The sequence below is a fragment of the Helicobacter cetorum MIT 99-5656 genome (genome assembly GCF_000259275.1).
Classification (GTDB): domain Bacteria; phylum Campylobacterota; class Campylobacteria; order Campylobacterales; family Helicobacteraceae; genus Helicobacter; species Helicobacter cetorum.
This window is the reverse complement of record NC_017735.1, coordinates 970,707-989,532: the sequence shown is the minus strand read 5'-3', so window position 1 is coordinate 989,532 and position 18,826 is coordinate 970,707. Positions and strand designations below refer to the sequence as shown.

15 protein-coding genes and 1 pseudogene are annotated in these 18,826 nt (G+C 34.3%); 10 read left to right on the top strand and 6 right to left on the bottom strand.

Annotated features, from left to right (window positions below):
* Positions 1–105: 105 nt before the first annotated feature.
* The gene (locus tag HCD_RS04775) at positions 106–1,782 is read left to right on the top strand and encodes a DUF262 domain-containing protein (RefSeq protein WP_014659459.1); all 1,677 of its coding nucleotides are present in this window, start codon (positions 106–108) and stop codon (positions 1,780–1,782) included.
* Positions 1,783–1,792: 10 nt separating this feature from the next.
* Here HCD_RS04775 and HCD_RS04770 read toward each other — a convergent pair whose 3' ends face one another.
* A complete protein-coding gene (locus tag HCD_RS04770; RefSeq protein ID WP_014659458.1) occupies positions 1,793–2,668 on the bottom strand; it encodes an outer membrane protein in 876 nt (291 codons plus the stop codon).
* A 171-nt stretch (positions 2,669–2,839) separates the two neighbouring features.
* On the opposite strand from HCD_RS04770, the gene HCD_RS04765 reads away from it, so the two are divergent.
* Genes HCD_RS04765 through HCD_RS04750 form a run of 4 tightly spaced genes read left to right on the top strand, consistent with a single transcriptional unit; the run spans position 2,840 to position 6,914 of the window.
* On the top strand, positions 2,840–3,685 hold the full coding sequence (locus HCD_RS04765) for an NAD(+)/NADH kinase (RefSeq protein ID WP_014659457.1): 846 nt from the start codon (positions 2,840–2,842) through the stop codon (positions 3,683–3,685).
* A 25-nt stretch (positions 3,686–3,710) separates the two neighbouring features.
* Positions 3,711–5,285: a DNA repair protein RecN gene (locus HCD_RS04760; RefSeq protein WP_014659456.1), complete on the top strand. Its 1,575-nt coding sequence runs from the start codon at positions 3,711–3,713 to the stop codon at positions 5,283–5,285.
* The gene (locus HCD_RS04755; RefSeq protein ID WP_014659455.1) at positions 5,282–6,595 is read left to right on the top strand and encodes an NFACT family protein; all 1,314 of its coding nucleotides are present in this window, start codon (positions 5,282–5,284) and stop codon (positions 6,593–6,595) included. Before HCD_RS04760 ends, HCD_RS04755 begins: the two co-directional genes overlap by 4 nt.
* 22 nt (positions 6,596–6,617) lie before the next feature.
* Positions 6,618–6,914, top strand: a complete 297-nt coding sequence (locus tag HCD_RS04750) for a hypothetical protein (protein ID WP_014659454.1) — start codon at positions 6,618–6,620, stop codon at positions 6,912–6,914.
* An 18-nt stretch (positions 6,915–6,932) separates the two neighbouring features.
* Here HCD_RS04750 and HCD_RS04745 read toward each other — a convergent pair whose 3' ends face one another.
* Positions 6,933–7,820, bottom strand: a complete 888-nt coding sequence (locus HCD_RS04745; RefSeq protein ID WP_014659453.1) for a 3'-5' exonuclease — start codon at positions 7,818–7,820, stop codon at positions 6,933–6,935.
* Positions 7,798–8,451: a ribulose-phosphate 3-epimerase gene (gene rpe, locus HCD_RS04740; protein ID WP_014659452.1), complete on the bottom strand. Its 654-nt coding sequence runs from the start codon at positions 8,449–8,451 to the stop codon at positions 7,798–7,800. Before rpe ends, HCD_RS04745 begins: the two co-directional genes overlap by 23 nt.
* Positions 8,452–8,521: 70 nt before the next feature.
* Between rpe and HCD_RS04735 the strand changes: the two genes are divergently transcribed.
* From HCD_RS04735 to HCD_RS04720, 4 genes and pseudogenes are all read left to right on the top strand, one after another.
* Positions 8,522–9,394, top strand: coding sequence for a class 1 fructose-bisphosphatase (locus HCD_RS04735; protein WP_014659451.1), 873 nt, complete (start codon positions 8,522–8,524; stop codon positions 9,392–9,394).
* Entirely contained in the window at positions 9,394–9,597 is a 204-nt protein-coding gene (locus HCD_RS04730) for a hypothetical protein (RefSeq protein WP_014659450.1), read from the top strand. The genes HCD_RS04735 and HCD_RS04730 overlap by 1 nt, the downstream gene beginning before the upstream one ends.
* Positions 9,598–9,599: 2 nt before the next feature.
* Positions 9,600–10,502: a type II methylase gene (locus HCD_RS04725; protein WP_014659449.1), complete on the top strand. Its 903-nt coding sequence runs from the start codon at positions 9,600–9,602 to the stop codon at positions 10,500–10,502.
* Positions 10,495–11,229: pseudogene (locus HCD_RS04720) on the top strand (type II restriction endonuclease). The gene HCD_RS04725 and the pseudogene HCD_RS04720 overlap by 8 nt, the downstream one beginning before the upstream one ends.
* Positions 11,230–11,271: 42 nt before the next feature.
* On the opposite strand, the gene HCD_RS04715 reads toward HCD_RS04720, so the two are convergent.
* The 3 genes from HCD_RS04715 to polA form a co-directional block, all read right to left on the bottom strand.
* On the bottom strand, positions 11,272–12,297 hold the full coding sequence (locus tag HCD_RS04715; RefSeq protein ID WP_014659448.1) for a branched-chain amino acid aminotransferase: 1,026 nt from the start codon (positions 12,295–12,297) through the stop codon (positions 11,272–11,274).
* Positions 12,298–12,342: 45 nt separating this feature from the next.
* Positions 12,343–13,092 (bottom strand): outer membrane protein, encoded by a 750-nt coding sequence (locus HCD_RS04710; RefSeq protein WP_014659447.1) that lies wholly within the window; start codon positions 13,090–13,092, stop codon positions 12,343–12,345.
* Positions 13,093–13,201: 109 nt separating this feature from the next.
* Complete coding sequence (gene polA, locus HCD_RS04705; RefSeq protein WP_014659446.1) at positions 13,202–15,871, bottom strand: DNA polymerase I; 2,670 nt, start codon at positions 15,869–15,871, stop codon at positions 13,202–13,204.
* Between the two features lie 148 nt (positions 15,872–16,019).
* Between polA and HCD_RS04700 the strand changes: the two genes are divergently transcribed.
* A complete protein-coding gene (locus tag HCD_RS04700) occupies positions 16,020–18,812 on the top strand; it encodes a DEAD/DEAH box helicase family protein (RefSeq protein ID WP_014659445.1) in 2,793 nt (930 codons plus the stop codon).
* Positions 18,813–18,826 lie beyond the last annotated feature (14 nt).

The window sequence follows — 18,826 nt, the reverse complement described above, 5'->3', positions numbered from 1 at the left end:
TTGCTCCTCATTTAAACATTCAATAATAACCCTAAGATTAAAAACGAAGCGTTTTTTAAAATGCTATAATTTCTTAAAATTTTTAAAGTTTTTTAAGGAAATTTTATGGCAAAAATTGAAAGCGAAAATTCTAGTTTGAGGGATATTTTAGTTGCACAAAATAAGTTTTATTATCAAATCCCTAATTACCAACGCCCTTATCAATGGAGCGTTGAGCAATGCGAACAGCTTTTAGAAGATTTGTTTTTAAGCTATGCATTAGAAAAAGAAAGCGATTATTTTTGTGGCTCATTAGTTTTAATTAATTCTAGTGCTAAAACCTATGATATAGTGGATGGTCAACAACGCTTAAGCACTTTTATATTGCTCTCTAAAGTTTTAGCCACCCTTTATGACACGCATTTAGACGCTGAAAATAAAGAATGTTTGCAAGAGAGTTTGAGCGATAGACACAGAGAAAAAAGGGAGCGCTTAAGCTTTGCTCTAGGGTTTAACTCTAAGAAAGATTTTCATTACGCTTTAGAACATTTTGATAACGCCCCTATGAATGATAATAAGAATAACTACCTAAAAAACGCTGTGTTTTTAAAAGACTATCTCCTTAAGAAAGAAATTAAAGAAATCAATGATTTTATTTCTTGGCTTTATGATAAAGTGGTGTTTATCAAAATGACTTGCCCTAATACGGATATGGCGTTAAGGATTTTTAATGTTTTAAACGCTAGGGGTTTGCCTTTGAGCGCGTTAGATATTTTTAAGGCGGAGCTATTAAGACAAACTAAAGAATATGAGCAAGAATATTTTGTGTCTAGATGGAATGATTTGTATCAAAAATGCTTGGATAATGATTTAAAGATAGAAAGATTATTCAGCTTGTATTTGATGTATTTAAATCCGGTAACTTCTAGAGAAAAAATGGATAAAAGGCTGGTTACTTGGTTTAATAAGCTTAATAAAACCCCTTTAAAATACCTTAATAGCGTAGAAGAATTTTTAAACGCTTATTTAGAGATTTTAGAGATGCAAGATAAATACGCTTATTTGTTGTCTTATGAAACTTCTGATTATTGTAAAATTATTCTTGTATCAAGTTTATTGCATTATGAATACGAAGATTTTAAAGAGCTTAAAATTTTAACCACTAAATTTTTTTATCAAAACTGGGTTGCTGGGCGTAAAACTTCACAAATCGCACAAACTTGCTGCAACATCATCACTACTTTAAAGGAAAAGAAAAGCCTTAAAGAGATTGAAAAGCTTATGGTTAAATACCTTAATGATTATAAAGTAACCCAATATTTCAAGGAAAATTTAAAAGACTCTAAATTATACGAAAAGCTTTACAATAAAAAAAGCTCATGGCTTAAACCAGTTTTAATCTTAGTAGAATATTTTATCAGCGATAACCCTAACCCTAATTACATTAAAATGGATAGCGAATTACACATTGAGCATGTTCTGCCCCAAAATCCTAAGCCCTTAAGCCAGTGGATAAGAGACTTTAACGAATTAGAAAGAGAGATTTATACGCATTCTTTAGCTAATCTCACGCTTTTAAGGGGCAAGAAAAACAAAGAAGCACTAAATAGGGATTTTAACGAAAAGAAAAAGATTTATATGGGCGAAAGCGTTGTTTTAGAAAATAAGAAAATTTTTAGCCTTAAATCTTGCTACTACATTACAAGCCATGATGTATGTAAATACACAGAATGGACACCTAAAAGCTTGCAGAAAAGAGAAAGAGAACTCATCAATTTAATTGAAAGCGTGCTAAAGCTCTAGGGGGTATGCCCTAGAAAGTGAAAACATAATTCACATACCATGAATACACACGCCTAAACCCTAAATCCATATTCTTTGCAGTGATAAAAGGGCTTTTCTTAAGCATAGGGAACTTGACACCCATTTCAATGCTAGAATGCTTTAAAATCCTTAAGCGTCCACCCACATTGAATAAAAATTGAAAAGAAGTGGCTTTTTTGCTCACGCGCATTTGAGTAGATAACACACCCACAAAATCAGGCGTTGCCATAATCCATGAATTTCCGGCTAATTGCACCCCACCAAAAGCCCCCAAACTCATAATGCCATTATTGACAAGATTGACCATCAAATCCATAGCCCCCCCATAAGTGAGCATGTTTGGCTCAAAAGTTTGGGGATTAAATTTATTCATGATTCCAGTGATTTGATTCAAAGTGTTTTGCGTTTGACTCTGATAGCTACCGATTTGAGAAGCTTCTTCAGAAATTTGATTGCCTTGCACATTAGAAACCATCGAACTAGCTTGATGAGCTATACTGCTTACTTGATTTGCACCATCTTGAATACTATGGAGTGTGTCTGATATTTTTTCAATATCACTAGGAACACCCTTATAGTTAGGGTTTTTAAGCTTGAGAGCATTTGCATGGGCATAATCAAAAAATCCATAAGCACGCAAGCCAAAGTATTTTCCAAAGAAAAATTGATACCCTGCTTTTACATTAAAGCCCTTAATAGTAGTGTTAGTGGCTTGTTTTTGAGAATGGATATTGGCATGCATTTGTGCAACCCCTTGCAAATAACCTGCCCCTATAAAAACGCCGTTATTATCCATGCCTGATGCCACATTCATAGAGCCTGCAAGAGCCAACAAACACATCGGTTTAGAAAAAAAGTTTTTCATACATATACTCCCTTAAAACATAATTTATACTCTAAAAAGAATACCCAAAAAAGAATTAAAAAACCTTAAAAAAATTACGCATCAATGAAAGATAAACATTCTTTTTGTAATTTAGGCTCAAAATAGAGGGATTTAAAAATTTGTTTTAAGGTTTAAGCTACAATAATACGCATGAAAGAGATAATAAAAAGTATAGGCGTATTTGTGCGTCCCACTCATTCTCAAAACCCTTTTTTTGAAGAGATTATCAAAGCTAAAGAGCTTGTTTTAGAACTTTTAGAAAAGGAAAGGTTTGAAAGCTTTGTCATTGATGATTTAAGAGATAAAAACGCTATAGAAAAAACCGATGCATTTTTATGCTTAGGGGGTGATGGCACCATGCTTGGGGCTTTGAGAATGATACACCTTGACAACAAGCCTTGTTTTGGGGTTAGAATGGGGAATTTAGGGTTTTTGACCGCTATTGAATTGAACGAATTAAAAAGTTTTTTACAAGCACTCAAGCAAAATGCAGTTAAATTAGAAGAACATTTAGCCTTGGAAGGGCGTATTGAAAAAACCTATTTTTACGCCATCAATGAAATTGTGATTGCCAAAAAAGAAGCTTTAGGGGTTTTAGACATACAAGCTTGTGTAAGCCATACGCCCTTTAACACCTACAAAGGCGATGGGCTTATCATTGCCACGCCACTAGGTTCAACCGCCTATAATTTGAGTGCTAATGGACCTATCGTGCATGCCTTAAGCCAAAGCTATATTGTAACACCCTTATGCGATTTCTCTCTAACGCAACGCCCCCTAGTTTTAGGGGCGGAGTTTTGCTTGAGTTTTTGCGTGAATAAAGACGCTCTTGTAGTCATTGATGGGCAAGCGACTTATGATTTGAAAGCCCACCAAAAACTATACATTCAAAAAAGCCCCACGACCACCAAGCTCTTGCAAAAAAACTCAAGAGATTATTTTAAAGTGCTTAAAGAAAAGCTATTATGGGGGGAAAGCCCTAGCAAAAAAAGGTAAAAAGAAAAAGATAAAAGAGTAAGGTATGCAAGATTTTAATAACGCTCAAATCACACGCTTAAAAGTGTGTCAAAACGCTGTGTTTGAAAAACTGGATTTAGAATTTAAAGACGGCTTGAGTGCAATTAGTGGGGCTAGTGGAGTGGGCAAAAGTGTGTTAATCACAAGCCTTTTAGGGGCGTTTGGGCTTAAAGAAAGCAACGCTTTAAATATTGAAGTGGAATTTGTCGCTCCCTTTTTAGACACTGAAAAATACGGCATTTTTAGAGAAGACAATGACGAACCTTTAGTCCTAAGCGTGATTAAAAAAGAAAAAACACGCTACTTTTTAAACCAAACAAGCCTGTCTAAAAACACGCTTAAAGAATTATTAAAAGGCTTAATCAAACGCCTATCAAACGACAGATTCAGTCAAAATGAACTTAATGAAAATTTAATGCTGTCCTTACTAGATGGCTATATTATGCATAAAAATCAGGCGTTTAGCCCCCTTTTAAACGAGCTTGAAAAGAAGTTTATGAGCTTAGAAAAGCTAGAAAAAGAGCTGCGTTTCTTAGAAGATAAAAAGCGTTTTGCTAAAGATTTAGAAGAGCGTTTGAGTTTTGAAAAAATGAAATTAGAACGCTTGGATTTAAAAGAAGATGAATACGAACGGCTTTTAGAGCAAAAAAAGTTGCTCTCTAGTAAGGAAAAGTTGAGCGATAAAATCACCCTTGCTTTACAGGTTTTAGACAACACCCATAAAATTACGCATGCTTTAGAGAGCATAGGCGAAAACGCTGCATTTTTGGAAAGTGCATTAATGGAAGCGAGTGCTTTATTAGAAAAAGAGCAGGCTAAATTAGAAGAATGCGAGCATTTGGATATTGAAAAAGTGCTAGAGAGATTAAGCATAGTAGGTGGGATAATCAAAGATTATGGGAGCATTACGCATGCTAAAGAGCGTTTAGATGCTGTTAAAAAAGAACTTCATAGTTTAAAAGAAATTGATAACAATTATGAAACTTACCACAAAGAAATAGAAATTTTAAAAACAGAATGTTTGAAATTATGCGAGCAAGTGAGCGGTTTTAGAGAAGAGCATTTGTCTCTTTTTAACGCCCTTTTACACACTAAGGCTAAAGAGTTGCTTTTAAAAAGCCCTAGTCTGAGCTTAGAAGAAGCCCCTATGAGTCAAAAAGGCATTCAAAAACTCGTTTTAAATTTACAAAATTCTAAGTTAGAGACAATAAGTTCTGGAGAATACAGCCGTTTGAGATTAGCGTTCATGCTTTTAGAAATGGAGTTTTTAAAGGATTTTAAAGGCGTGTTAGTTTTAGATGAAATGGATTCAAATCTAAGTGGCGAAGAGAGTTTAGCGGTTTCTAAAGCTCTTGAAACTTTGAGTAGCCATTCACAAATCTTTGCCATTTCGCACCAAGTCCATATTCCAGCGGTGGCTAAAAACCATATTCTAGTCTTCAAAGAAAATCAAAAAAGCGTTGCAAAAACGCTTAATAACGAAGAAAGGATTTTAGAAATCGCACGCATGATAGGGGGGAGCGAAAATATAGAGAGTGCCATCTCTTTTGCTAAGGAAAAATTAAAGGTGCAAGAATGAAATTTTTTCTTCTAAAAAAATTCAGCGAATTTTTAAACACCCAAACAAGCTTTAATCTCAAGCGATTAAACCAAGCTCAGTTTCTTTTAGAGACTTTTTGTCAAGATGCTAAAAAATACGCCTTTGTTTTAGACTTCAATGTGCCTTATATCGGCTTGTCTCAAAAACCACTAGAAAGCGTTTTGAAAAACACTCTAGCCTTAGATTCTTGCTTGAATAAATTCACTAAAAACGCCAAAATTTTACAAGCTAACATGATTGACAACGACAGAATTTTAGAAATCAAGGGCTTTAAAAACCTAGCTTATAAGAGTGAAAATTTTATCTTGCGTTTAGAACTCATTCCCAAAAAAGCGAATCTCATTATTTTGGATAAAGAAAAATGCGTCATAGAAGCCTTGCGTTTTAATGACAGGGTAGCCAAAAACGATATTTTAGGCACATTGCCCCCTAACACATACGCCCACAAAGAAGAGTGTTTGGATTTTAAGGGCTTGTTAGAAATTTTAGAAAAAGATTTTTTGTTTTACCAGCATAAAGAATTAGAACGCAAAAAAAATCAAATCATCAAACGATTGAACACCCAAAAAGAACGCTTGAGTGAAAAATTAGAAAAACTAGAAAAGCCCAAAAAATTACAGCTAGAAGCTAAAGAGTTGCAAACTCAAGCGTCGTTGTTACTAACCTACCAGCATTTAATCAACAAACACCAAAATAGCGTTACTTTAAAAGATTTTGAAAATAAAGAATGCGTGATTGAAATTGATAATAGCATGCCTTTAAACGCCTTTATCAACAAAAAATTCACTCTTAGCAAGAAGAAGAAACAAAAATCACAATTTCTGTATTTAGAAGAAGAGAATTTAAAGGAAAAAATCGCCTTTAAAGAACACCAAATCAATTATGTTAAAGAAGCTTCAGAAGGAAGCGTTTTAGACATGTTTATGCCGGTTAAAAACCCTAAGATTAAACGCCCTATGAGTGGGTATGAAGTGCTGTATTACAAGGATTTTAAAATCGGCTTAGGGAAAAACCAAAAAGAGAATGTGAAGCTATTACAAGATGCAAGGGCGAATGATTTATGGATGCATATTAGAGACATTCCTAGCTCGCATTTAATCGTTTTTTGCCAAAAGAACACGCCCAAAGATGAAATTATCTTAGAATTAGCCAAAATGTTAATCAAAATGCAAAAAGATGTGTTTAGTAGTTACGAAATTGACTACACACAGCGAAAATTTGTCAAAATGATTAAAGGAGCTAATGTTATTTACTCAAAATACCGAACTATTACCTTAAAGGACACTTAAAACATACTCAAGGAGGTTTAATATGGGTGTGTCAGCTCTAGGTAATGTAACTTATATCAACCAAAACGCCCCTTTGAACTCCGCTATCCAGCAAGGTGCAAGAAGCGATATGCTAGACTTAGCACAAAGTTTTCAAAACAAGCTTGAATTAGCCCAAGAAACAAGGGCGTTAGAAAATACGCAAGCTATCAGCGATAAAAATTCTGAAGAAGGCTCTCCCAAACACTATCAAAGCCAGCAAAGGTCTAAGGCGTTTGAATTAGAAGAAGAAGAAATTGAGTTATGGCATGAAGAGCATTTGCTAGATATTGTGGGCTAAAGCTTAAAGGCTTTATTTTTAAAACAAAGCCAACTCAAGGGGGCTTGTTGTCGGCTTTGGTCTTGAAAAATCTTGAACTCTTTCAAATAAAGGGAAACTTTTAGAGCTTTGAGAGTTTTTGAAAGCCCTTGGAGGTCTTTTGATTAAGGTCTTCGCACAGCAAGAAAAATCTATCAAATCTATTGTTGTTTTGATGTAACTAGGCAAGTTCAACAAGCACACTTCAAAGAGCCTATAACTAGCTAATGCATCTGCATAAGCCCTATGGCTAATTTCAATATCAAATCCTAAAAGCTCTTTTAAAAAGCTCAAAGAATAACGCATAGACAAAATAGAACGCCTAGCCAAATCCAAAGTGCAAAGCTTCAAATTCAATAGCGGGCTATGCAATTTCTCTACAAAATACCGCTCCAAAAAAGCGTAATCAAAATTAGCGTTATGAGCCACAAACACGCTATTGCCTAAAAAAAGCCGTAATTCTTGTAAAACTTCTTTGATATTTGGAGCGTTCAAGGTGTCTTCATAAGCAATACCTGTAAGCTCAGTGATATAATCTGGCACGCTTTTAACCTTAATAAAAGTTTCAAAACGATTGATGATTTGCCCCCCCTGAACCTGCACAGCTCCAATTTCTAAAATCTCATGTTTTAGGGGGCAAGAGCCTGTTGTCTCTAAATCAATAAAGGAAAAAACTTCATCTTTAAGGGGGGTTTTAAGGTTTTTGAGCGTGATTAAATTGTCGTTAGTTTCCATGAAATTCAACCCACATGCCTTTAAGTATTCCAAATTGATTTCATCACAAACAAGGCGAGAGAGCAAACTTTCAAGCGTGCTTAAGGAAATATCTTGATGCTTTAAGCGAGCGATTAATACTTGAATATCTTTATGCAAGAGATTTTCTAACATTCTGTAAGCCTTCAATGGCAAGCTTACGATTTTTTGATTTAAAAATATAGCTTCCAGAGACCACAATATCTACGCCTACTTCTTTAAGCTGAAGAATATTTTTGTCATTCACGCCCCCATCCACTTCCAAAAGACAGCTAGGGTTATATTGCTTCATTAATGCCTTGATTTTCAAGCATTTTTCTAACACCAAGTCTAAAAACTTTTGCCCGCCAAAGCCCGGATTGACACTCATTAAAAGCACTAAACCTACGCTTTCTAATAAATATTTAATGCTCTCTTCATGCGTGTGGGGGTTTAGCACCACTCCGGGTGTTATGCCTAAATTTTTGATGCGTTGTAACACTCTGTGGGGATGCTTTTCATTTTCTGCATGAATGCTAATAAAATGTGGTTTTAAAGGGGCAAATAGCTCTACAAAAAAACTCGCATTTTCTACCATTAAATGCACATCTAAAGGCACTTTGCACATTTGTGCAACATTTTCTAAAATAACAGGACCCATGGTTAAATTAGGCACATAATGCCCATCCATCACATCAACATGCAAAAAATCGGCGTTATTCACACTCTCTAACTCTTGTGCCAAGCACATAAAATCAGCACTCAAAAGGCTTGGGGCTACTTTCAAAATACTTCCCTAATTTCAATGTTTTAAAGTAAAATGTTAGCATTTTTAATCAAATCATAAAAGGGTTTTTATGGATTACAAACATTTTAAAGGCACGCATGCAAATATTGTTATAGAAATCATCTCTCTTTTAGAAAAAGGGGCTAAAAAAGCTCAAGAAATTTTAGAAAAACCTGATGCAGGGAGTTATACCAAATCAGAAAATAGTAGCGGAGATACCCCTATCAAGGCGGATTTAGCCCTAGACAAATTCTTAGAAGAAAATTTTTTAGGTTTAGAAAAAATAAAAAGTGTCTTTAGTGAAGAAAAAGAAATGCCTATTACTAAAGAAAACGGCTCTTATTGTATCGCTTATGACCCCTTAGATGGGAGTTCGGTTATGGAAGCAAATTTCTTAGTTGGCACGATTATGGGAATTTATGAAAACGATTTTAAAGCTCAAAACTTAGTCGCAAGCCTTTATGTGGTTTTTGGACATAAAATTGAATTAGTCATAGCCTTAGATAAAGTCTATCGCTATGCTTTTTATCAAAATCAATTCCATTTCATAGAGATAATTACTTTGGAAAATAAGGGTAAAATCATCGCTAGTGGGGGCAATCAAAAAGACTTTTCTCTAGGACTAAAAAAAGCTTTAAACACGCTTTTTGAAGAAAATTACCGCTTACGCTATTCAGGAGCCATGGTAGCTGATGTGCATCACTTATTGATTAAAAAAGGTGGGGTGTTTTCCTACCCCCAAAAGAAATTACGCAAGCTTTTTGAAGTCTTTCCACTAGCTTTTATGATTGAAAAAGCTAAGGGGGAAGCGTTTTGTTTCAATAAGGGCATTAAAGAGCGTTTGTTAGAACAAGGCGTAGCAAGTTATCATGAGAAATGCGAATGCTATTTAACAAGTGCTTACGAGGCTAAAATTTTAGAAGAACATTTAAAGGGAGAATAATGCAAGATAGTGCTAAAAAATTAGAATATGAAGAGCGTTTTAATGACGCTCTTTTGAAATTACAAGCTTGTCAAGATGATAAACAAGTAACAAGTTGCTTGAAATGCGAACAAGTCCTAAATTGTGAAACTCGTAATGGTTATGTGAACGCCACTTATGAAAGCATGAGTTTAGGCGAAGTGGGTGGGTTTGATTTCAATTAAAAATGGCTAGTAACGCTGTATTGAAAGATTTTAAAAACCTAGACGCTTTTTATACAAATCCAAAAATCGCACGCTTCTGTTTAGAGCGATTAAGAAATCTCATCACGCAAAATTTAGGGCTAGACTTAATCAATTTTCATTTTTTAGAGCCAAGTGCTGGAAATGGAAGTTTTGTTTATGCGTTAAAAGAATTAGGAATTACTAATTTGCTCGCCCTTGATATTGCCCCCAACGCTCAAAGTATTCAGAAAAAAGATTACTTAAAAGAATTTATCAAATTCAATCAAAAGCGTATTGTTGTCGGTAACCCTCCCTTTGGTCATAGGGGAAAATTAGCCTTAGATTTTTTAAACAAATCTTTAAACGAAGCACCCATTGTTGCGTTTATTTTGCCTAACTTATTCAAACGCTATTCCATTCAAAAACATATTGATGAGCGTGCAAAATTGGTTTTGAGTGTCAATTTAGAAAAGAACGCCTTTATTTTTAATGAGCGTCCCTATGATGTGAAATGCGTTTTTCAAGTCTATATGCATAAAAATACTGCCTTAAATCTTAAAGATGAACGCATTTATAACCCTCCAAAAATCCGCCATAATGACTTTATAACCTATATCCACAATAACACGCCAAACACCCTTAAGTATTTCAACAAAGAAGAGTATCAATGGGATTTTGCGGTTGTGAGACAGGGCTTTTATGATTACAACGAAAAGATTACAAATGCAAAATTGCTTGTCAAAAACCGGCAATATTTTTTCATTAAAGCCCATTCAAAGGAAGCCCTAGCCATTATTAATAAAATTGATTTTAATAAACTTGCTCATAAAAACACACAAGTTTTGGGATTTTCTACCTATGATTTTGTGGAAGAATATTGCAGACTAAAGGAATTATATGCTTGAAAATGTGTTTAAGGAAATTCTAAAAAAAAGAAAGTTTTTTGCAAGCTCTAGCACAGGGGAGCAATTTGAAGATAAATTTAGAAACGCTTTAAAAAAGGAATTTAGCGAAATTAGTGGCGATTTGAAAGAAGAACTGAAACCATATTGCAGAAACGCCTAGCAAGGAAATAAAAACTATCCTTAATCATCTCAAAAAGCAAGTTTTAGAAAAAAATATAATCCCCACATCATCAAAAACCCTTTCTTAAACATTACAAGCCATTTTTCATACCAACCTTTTGGCTCACAAAACTACCCTGATTTTTTGGTTTTTACCTCTAATTATGTGGTGGGTATTGAAATTAAGTTCTCTAAAAATGATAAGGGTGAAAAAAATCTTCAGTCTTCTCGCCCCATGTGGAATTCAAACCTCCCTAAGCCTAATGCAATTTATGTGTATGGAGTCGCTAATGAAGATGTTACTTTCTTTAAAGGTTCAGACATTTTGAGTTATGAAACAAGAGAAGTCTTGCTCAATTATTTTGATAATTTAAATAAAAATGAAAATAGTTTGAAAAACGCCTTAAGGAATTTAGAAAATCCTTTTGGATTTGCCCCCTACATTAGAAAAGCCTATGCACATAAAAGAGAATTTTCTAACAACCACCAAATTGAAAGCTTCTTTTCGCATAAGCATGTCTTAAGAGAACAGAATATTTTGGAATTTTTAAAAACGCTTAATGACTAACAATAAGAACGCTCTCTCAAATTCAAAACGACTAGTAAAATCCTAACCATTCAATGGAATTTCAAGCACCCAATCTTTTGGGGCTTTTTGCTCGCCTTGTTGGATGTTTAAAAGCAAATCATAGAGCTGTTTAGTAACTTTGCCCGGCGTTTCAAAATGATAGGTTTTTTCATTGTGTCTAATCTCTCTAATAGGCGTAATCACCGCCGCTGTCCCGCACGCCCCAGCCTCTTTAAAACCGCTTAATTCATCAATAAAAATATCTCTTTCTTTGACTTCCAAATTTAAAAATTCTTTAGCTAAAACCATCAAACTTTTTCTGGTGATGCTTGGTAAAATGCTAGGCGAATGGGGGGTTACAAAACAATTATCCTGTGTTATGCCAAAAAAATTAGCCGCCCCTACTTCTTCAATTTTAGAATGTGTTATGGGGTCTAAGTAAATGCAATCATCATAGCCTTGTTCTATGGCTTTTTGATGGGCTAACAAACTTGCAGCATAATTTCCTCCAACTTTGACCCCCCCTGTGCCTTTAGGAGCAGCCCTATCAAAAGTTGTGGAAATAAATCTCGCCCCATTTTTTTCTATACCCCCCTTAAAATACGCCCCCACAGGCACACAAAACACGCTAAAAAGGTATTCACTAGCAGGTTTTACCCCTAGATTATCCCCTATACCTATAACAAAAGGGCGTAAATACAAACTCGCACCGCTTCTATAGGGGGCAAGGAATTTTATATTAGCTTGAACGACCTGAGCGCATGCTTTTAAAAACAACTCTTCGCTCACTTTTGGCATAACCAGCCTTTCGCATGAGTCTTGTAAGCGTTTGGCATTTTCTAAGGGGCGAAACAACAAGGCTTTATTATCCTTAGAGCGATAAGCTTTCAAGCCTTCAAAACAAGCTTGCCCATAGTGTAATACCGGCGAAGCTTCACTAAGTTGTAAAATATTTTCGCTCACCAGCTCGCCCTTTGACCACGAGCCGTTTTTATAAATAGCTACAAAACGAAAATCCGTTTTAATATAATTAAAGCCTAAATGTTCCCAGTCTAAATTTTCTATCATCTCACACCTTTAATCCAAAATAGGTATGATTGTATCTAAATGCGATTAAAAATCTCTCATGTAGCTGATTTGAAACGCATACACACGGCGGATATTAGCTTCTAAAATGTCTCCTTTTTCATTTTTAAGAGAGAAAAACTTATGCGTAATCGTAGGCACCTTAATGCCTAACTCCAAGCTATTGTGTTTAGCAATATGGGTGCGAATCCCAAAATTAAATAAAAACTGAAAATTTGCTGGGCTATAAGTAGAGCCATTATGACTATGCTTCACATAATTAGAAATCTCTTTGCTAATACTTGTTGCCCAACTATCTCCTGCAACTTGAATGCCCACCATAAAACCAAAAACCATGTTTTCTTTATTCACAAAATTCCATAGTGTATCAAGAGCCGCACCATAAGTGAATAGATTAAGATAGTATTGCCCTTGATAAGAATCCCTTTCCGTCAAGGTATTGCCCCCAAAGCTAAAGCTATTATAAATAAAACCACTCTCGCCAACCGGAGTACCCTTTTTCATCACACCAAAGCGGTTATGGTTATAATCAAAAAATCCATAATAACGCATTCCAAACCACTTCTTCTTGCCAAAAAATTGTTTGTAACCAATTTGCACCCCAGCCCCTGCATAAGGGGGAAATTTCATCAAAGGCTTTTGTGTGCCATTTTCATTAACCATTTTAGTCTGATTTTGTATCATACTCACTTGGTAATTAATCCCTACAAAAGCACTGCTCTCCTCAGCGTTCGCCACAACACCCAATGCCCCTAATAATATAACTTTTTTCAACATGTCGTCAGTCTTTTCCCTTTACTATTATTCTTTTGTAATTAGCTAAAGTGCTAAGTATTACTTATGGGACAATAATAATATATTTTTTCTTAAACTCAATTAAAAAATGCTAACCTTTTAAATCATTCCAACGCTTAGCAATAAACGCACCTGTTTCTAGTGGCACTCTTAAAGAATAAACTTCGTTATTAAGAATATGCTCTATTTCTTGTTTTAACTTCAAAGCGTTTTTTTCTTCAATCTCAAAAATCAATTCATCATGCACTTGTAAGAGCAATCTCACCGAAGAGTCATTTTTAAAACGCTCGCTCACTTTTAACATCGCAAGTTTCAATAAATCGCTCGCACTCCCTTGAAAAATCGCATTCACGCCCTCTCTTAGATAATTGCCCTTAACATAATCATTGACATTCGTAAAATCAAACACCCTATAACGCCCAAGTAAAGTAAAGGCTTTAGAAGTTTTTAAAATTTCATCTTGCATGCTATTTAAATAATCTTTTATACTAGGAAATCGTTTGAAATACGCCTCTATATAGCTCTTAGCCTCATTTAAAGGAATATTTAAGGTTTCGCTTAATTTCTTACTCCCCATGCCATATACAAGCCCAAAATTAATGCTTTTAGCAATATATCGTTTATCTTTAGCTAAGTTTTCGCCAAACAACGCCTTAGAAGTTTCTAAATGAATGTCTCGCCCTTTTAAAAACGCCTCCATTAAGTCCTTATCCTGACTAAAATGGGCTAACAAACGCAACTCAATTTGAGAATAATCCACCCCTAATAAACAATAATCTTTAGAGCTAGGAATAAAACCTTTACGAATGAGTAGCCCTTTGCTAGAACGCACCGGAATATTTTGCAAATTTGGCGTATGCGAGCTTAAACGCCCTGTGGTAGTGCCGGTTTGTATAAAAGTGGTATGGATTTTATCTTCCCTATCTTTTAAGCGTAATAAAGGGGCTACATAAGTGTTAGCAAGCTTGTTTAACTCTCTGTATTCTAAGATTAAAGGAATGCTTGGGTGTTTGTCAATGATTTTTGATAAGTTTTTTTCATCAGTAGAATTGCTTCTATTTTTAGGAAGTTCTAACTTTTCATACAAGACTTCACTTAGCTGTTTAGGGGAGTTGAGATTAAAATCAATACCTATTAAATCTAAAATTTTAGATTCTAATTCACTCAATGAATTTTTAAATTCTTGCTCTAATTGCGTGAAATAATTCACATCAATTTTAAAGCCTTGAAATTCCATATCTATTAGCACTTTCATAAAAGGCATTTCAATTTCTTTAGCTAAAACAAGCAAGCTCTCTTCTAGCCCCCCATTTTCAAAATACTCGCACAGACGCTTTAAAGCTTTTAATTCCAAGCTCATGTGTTCTAATTTTTCAGCCTTACTTTTTGTATTGAAATCCTTTATCTCTTCATGCGTAATTAAATCTTCTTTTAAATACGCATTTAAAACTTCATCAAATTTCACTTTCTCAGAATTTTTCAAAAACGCTAAAATTTGAGTGTCTTGGAGTTGAATGTTTTCTAAAGGCACCTTGTATTTTGCTTTTAGAAAGCTTAATAGGGTTTTTAAATCATGCCCTATGATGTGAGCGTTCTTTAACATTTTAGAAAAAGCGTTTTTTAGAAACTCTAAAGAAAAAGGCATAAACAACTCTTCTTCTAAGGATAAAAAATAGCCTTGATTTTCGCATAAGAATGCTAGGGCTAGAATTTCTTTCTTTTTACTAACCACTAAACGCATAAAAACTCTAGCATGTGGCGTCTCTAAACGCTCTAAAAACGCATTGAATTGCTCGGTATTTTCTAAAGCTATCATGTTTGTTTGTTCTATGGTGTTAGCTGTTTTTTCGCCCCTATCAGTGGCTAAACTTAAAAGCGAAGGGGAATTTTCTAAATCTTTTAAAGTAGAGACAAAACCATATTCTTTTAATTCATCTGTAATTTTTAATAAGGGGTTCTCGCTAGGAAAAGCACAACTTGAAAAATCAAATTCCTTAATACATTCTCTCTCTAAAGTGGCTAACTCCTTGCTTAAAAACGCACTTTCTTTATCTTCAATAAGAGCTTGATACATTTTAGGGCTAAGCAAATTTTGTGCTAACTCTAAATTTTCATAAATCTTTTCTAAACTCCCTAATTTTTGCAATAATTCTTTAGCGTTCTTGCCCCCAATACCCTTAATTCCTTTGTAATTGTCGCTACTATCTCCAACAATACCTTGATAATCTGTGAATTGACTTGGCATTACGCCGTATTTTTCAAAACAATCCTTAGCCAAAAACTCTGTTTTACCATCAAAAAGCACGATTTTATCGCTCAAAAGCTGGTTAAAATCCTTATCTTTAGAATAAATGCGGGTTTTATAAGGGCTTAGTGTGGCTAGACTTGCTATAACATCATCAGCTTCAAACCCGCTCACTTCTATACAAGTAAAACCCATTTTTTGCAACCATTCTAGTGCGATAGGAATTTGTAAAAGCATCTCTTCTGGGGCATCTTTACGATTTTGTTTATACTCGCCTAGTTTTTCAGCCCTTTTAGTTTTAGTTTGACTTTCTAGGGCAAACACAATAAAGGGCATGTTTTTTCTGTCTTTATAAAATTTCTTAACCATGCCCACAAGCCCAGTCAAAAGCCCTGTAGGAAAGCCTTTGCTATTAGTTAAAGGCTTAGTTTTAGCACTCATATAATAACTTCTAAACAAATACGCAAAAGTATCAATTAAGGCTAAAGTCCCTTCTTTAGTGATTGGTTGTTCCATATTAAATTAACTCTCTTATTAAGCAAATTTAAGCATTGATTTTTGACTCAATTTTAGCATAAGCACCCTTAAGCCCTTGAAAGTCAATCTAAAAACTTTTACGCTATAATCCTTTAATTATCCTTAAAAAGAGAGTTAAATTTGTGTCATGCTACACGAGATAATCAGAGAAAAAGTTCAGCATTGGTTACAATCAAAACGATGCACGATAAACAATATTATCACTTATATACGACAAAAAGGGCAACTACGAGAAACCCAAATCCAAGCGATTGAAACTTACCTATTTTTAAAGATAGAAGGCAATAACAAACCCTTATGGCAGTTATTTTCAGAAGGTTTTTTTATTGATGAGAATGCTAAGCATCTCCAAGAACTGAATATCAATACACATACAAGAAACTTTTTAGAAAACAATAAAAATGCCTACGCTCTCTATCGTTTTGCCAGCGATAAAGTCGGCAAAAAATCTCGTTTACCCCATTTAGAAGAGTTGATTTGCAATCATTGTGAAAGCGTAGAGTATGAACGCATTATCAAAAGTATTTTTTATAATGTCAGTTACGCAGATTATTTGTTGAGCTTGCCTATGGGAGCAGGAAAAACCTATCTTATGGCAAGCCTTATCTATCTTGATTTGTATTTTGCACAAAACGAGCCTGAAAATAAAAGCTTTGGTCATAATTTTTTAGTGCTTATACCACAAGGATTAAAGAACTCTATCGCTCCAAGTTTAAAAACCATTGCTGATTTTGACCCTTCATGGGTCATTAAAGAGCCATCAGCAACTCAGCTTAAGCAACAACTTGTTTTTGAAATTTTAGATGAACAAGCAACTTCTAAGAAAAGCAATAAAGCACGAAATCCTAACGCTCAAAAAGTGAATCAATGCCTGCCTAATCCTTTTGGGAGAGTTTTTGTGCTTAATGCAGAAAAAGTCATTCTCAATCGTCTCTATGACAATGAACTCAATTTTGAATATAATGAAGATGAAAAGGATTTGCAAGCAAATGAATTACGAAATCTAATAGGAAAAATTCCTCATCTTAATATTTTAATTGATGAGGTCCATCACGCTCAAAAATCAGATATAAAACTGCGACAAGTCATCAATGCTTGGAGCAAAACAGAAAATATTACCACCGTTCTGGGTTTTTCTGGCACACCCTACTTGCCGTCAGCTGAAAAAATTGTATTATCGCCCAATGATACACTCAAAATCGCTGAGATTACTAACACCATCTACTACTACCCTTTAACAAGTGCTATTAAAAGTTTTTTAAAAACGCCACAAGTTAAAATAGCTAAAAACTTATCACCCTTACACATCATCAAACAGGGTATTGAAGACTTTAAGAAAACCTATGGCGATAAAACTTATTCAAACAATACCATCGCAAAAGTAGCTATTTATTGCTCCTCTATTGAAATGCTAGAAGAAGAAGTATATCCTTATCTCATTAGTGATTTAAAAATCAGCCCTAATGAAATTTTACGATTTCATGGGGGAAATAAAAAATATTCTTTACCCAAAGAAAATACATTAGAGTTTAGACAATTAGACACAGCATTTTCACAAAAGAAATATATCTTGCTTGTGGGCATTGGCAAGGAGGGTTGGGATTGCAAGAGTTTAACAAGCGTCATTTTGCCCCAAATAAGCAAAAGCTCATCTAAAAACTCTATCATTCAAACAACTTGCCGATGCTTGCGACAAGTTGATAAAAACAAAGACGAAACAGCCCTCATTTGGCTCAATCAAGAAAACGCTGATATTCTTAACAAACAACTTCAAATTGAACAACACACAAGCATTGAAGAATTGAATCGTTTGCAAAAAATTAAAAACACCATGCTAGAACGAACGCCACGGATAGAGTTTTTGCAACTACCCAAAGTGGATTATTATGAACTTAAAATATCCTATCAATCTATAGCTCAAGAAGAAACCCCAAATACCGAGCAAAAATTACAAAATATTTTAAGCAACATCGAACAATACCATTCAAATATAAGTATTAAAACGACCGATTTGCAACATCTTAACTTAGGTGACATTAAATACTTAAAAGACATTGGCGATGAACCTACTTATTATTCTATGTGGCTTACAGATATTAGCAAAGACAGTTTCAATACGATAAGCCGTGAGCAATTGCATGTATTTGATGCGTTATTACAAAAGATTTTTGAAAAAATCACTTTCATCAAAAACACACAAAAGGTCTTTAATGTGGAATTTGACAGATACAAAATCAATCAAGATATCCGCCTAGCTTTTAGCATTAAACGAACTTTAAATACTAGCAAAGAAACTATTCCAAAAGAGGCGAGTTTACTTATTATGGATAAGCTCAAAGCCATTGAAGAACACAAAAATCTCTACCCAAACCAAGAAACTTGCAAACAGATTCTTGCATTTGATAAAAACCCTTCGTCAATCGTCAAAGAAGCCATAAAAATACTCAACCAAAACATCGCTTTTGAAACCTTAAACAAAGATAAAACTTTTCACATCTTGCCTTACAATTTTGACAGCTCTTTTGAAAAAGACCTTTTAATCAATACGCTGCAATCACACGACTTTAAAAGGAAGCATTTAGAAATTTATTTCAACGGTGAGAGGGGCATAAGTGATTTTGTGATTAATTGCTTTGAAAAAAGAGATAAGAACTACTATAGCATAGGCAAATACACAACCGACTTTTTGATTTTACAACGCAAAGAAAATAAAATCCATAAAGTCCTTATGGTGGAAACCAAAGGCTCTATTTATGCTAATGATGAAAAATTTAAGAAAAAGAAAGCTTTTATAGAAACAACATTTTTAGAGCAAAACAATGAAAAATTTGGCTACACAAAATTTGATTTCTTGTATTTACAAGAAAATACAAATTATGCAAAAAATATCAATGATAGAATCAATCAATTTTTTGATTAAAATTAAGGAAGACT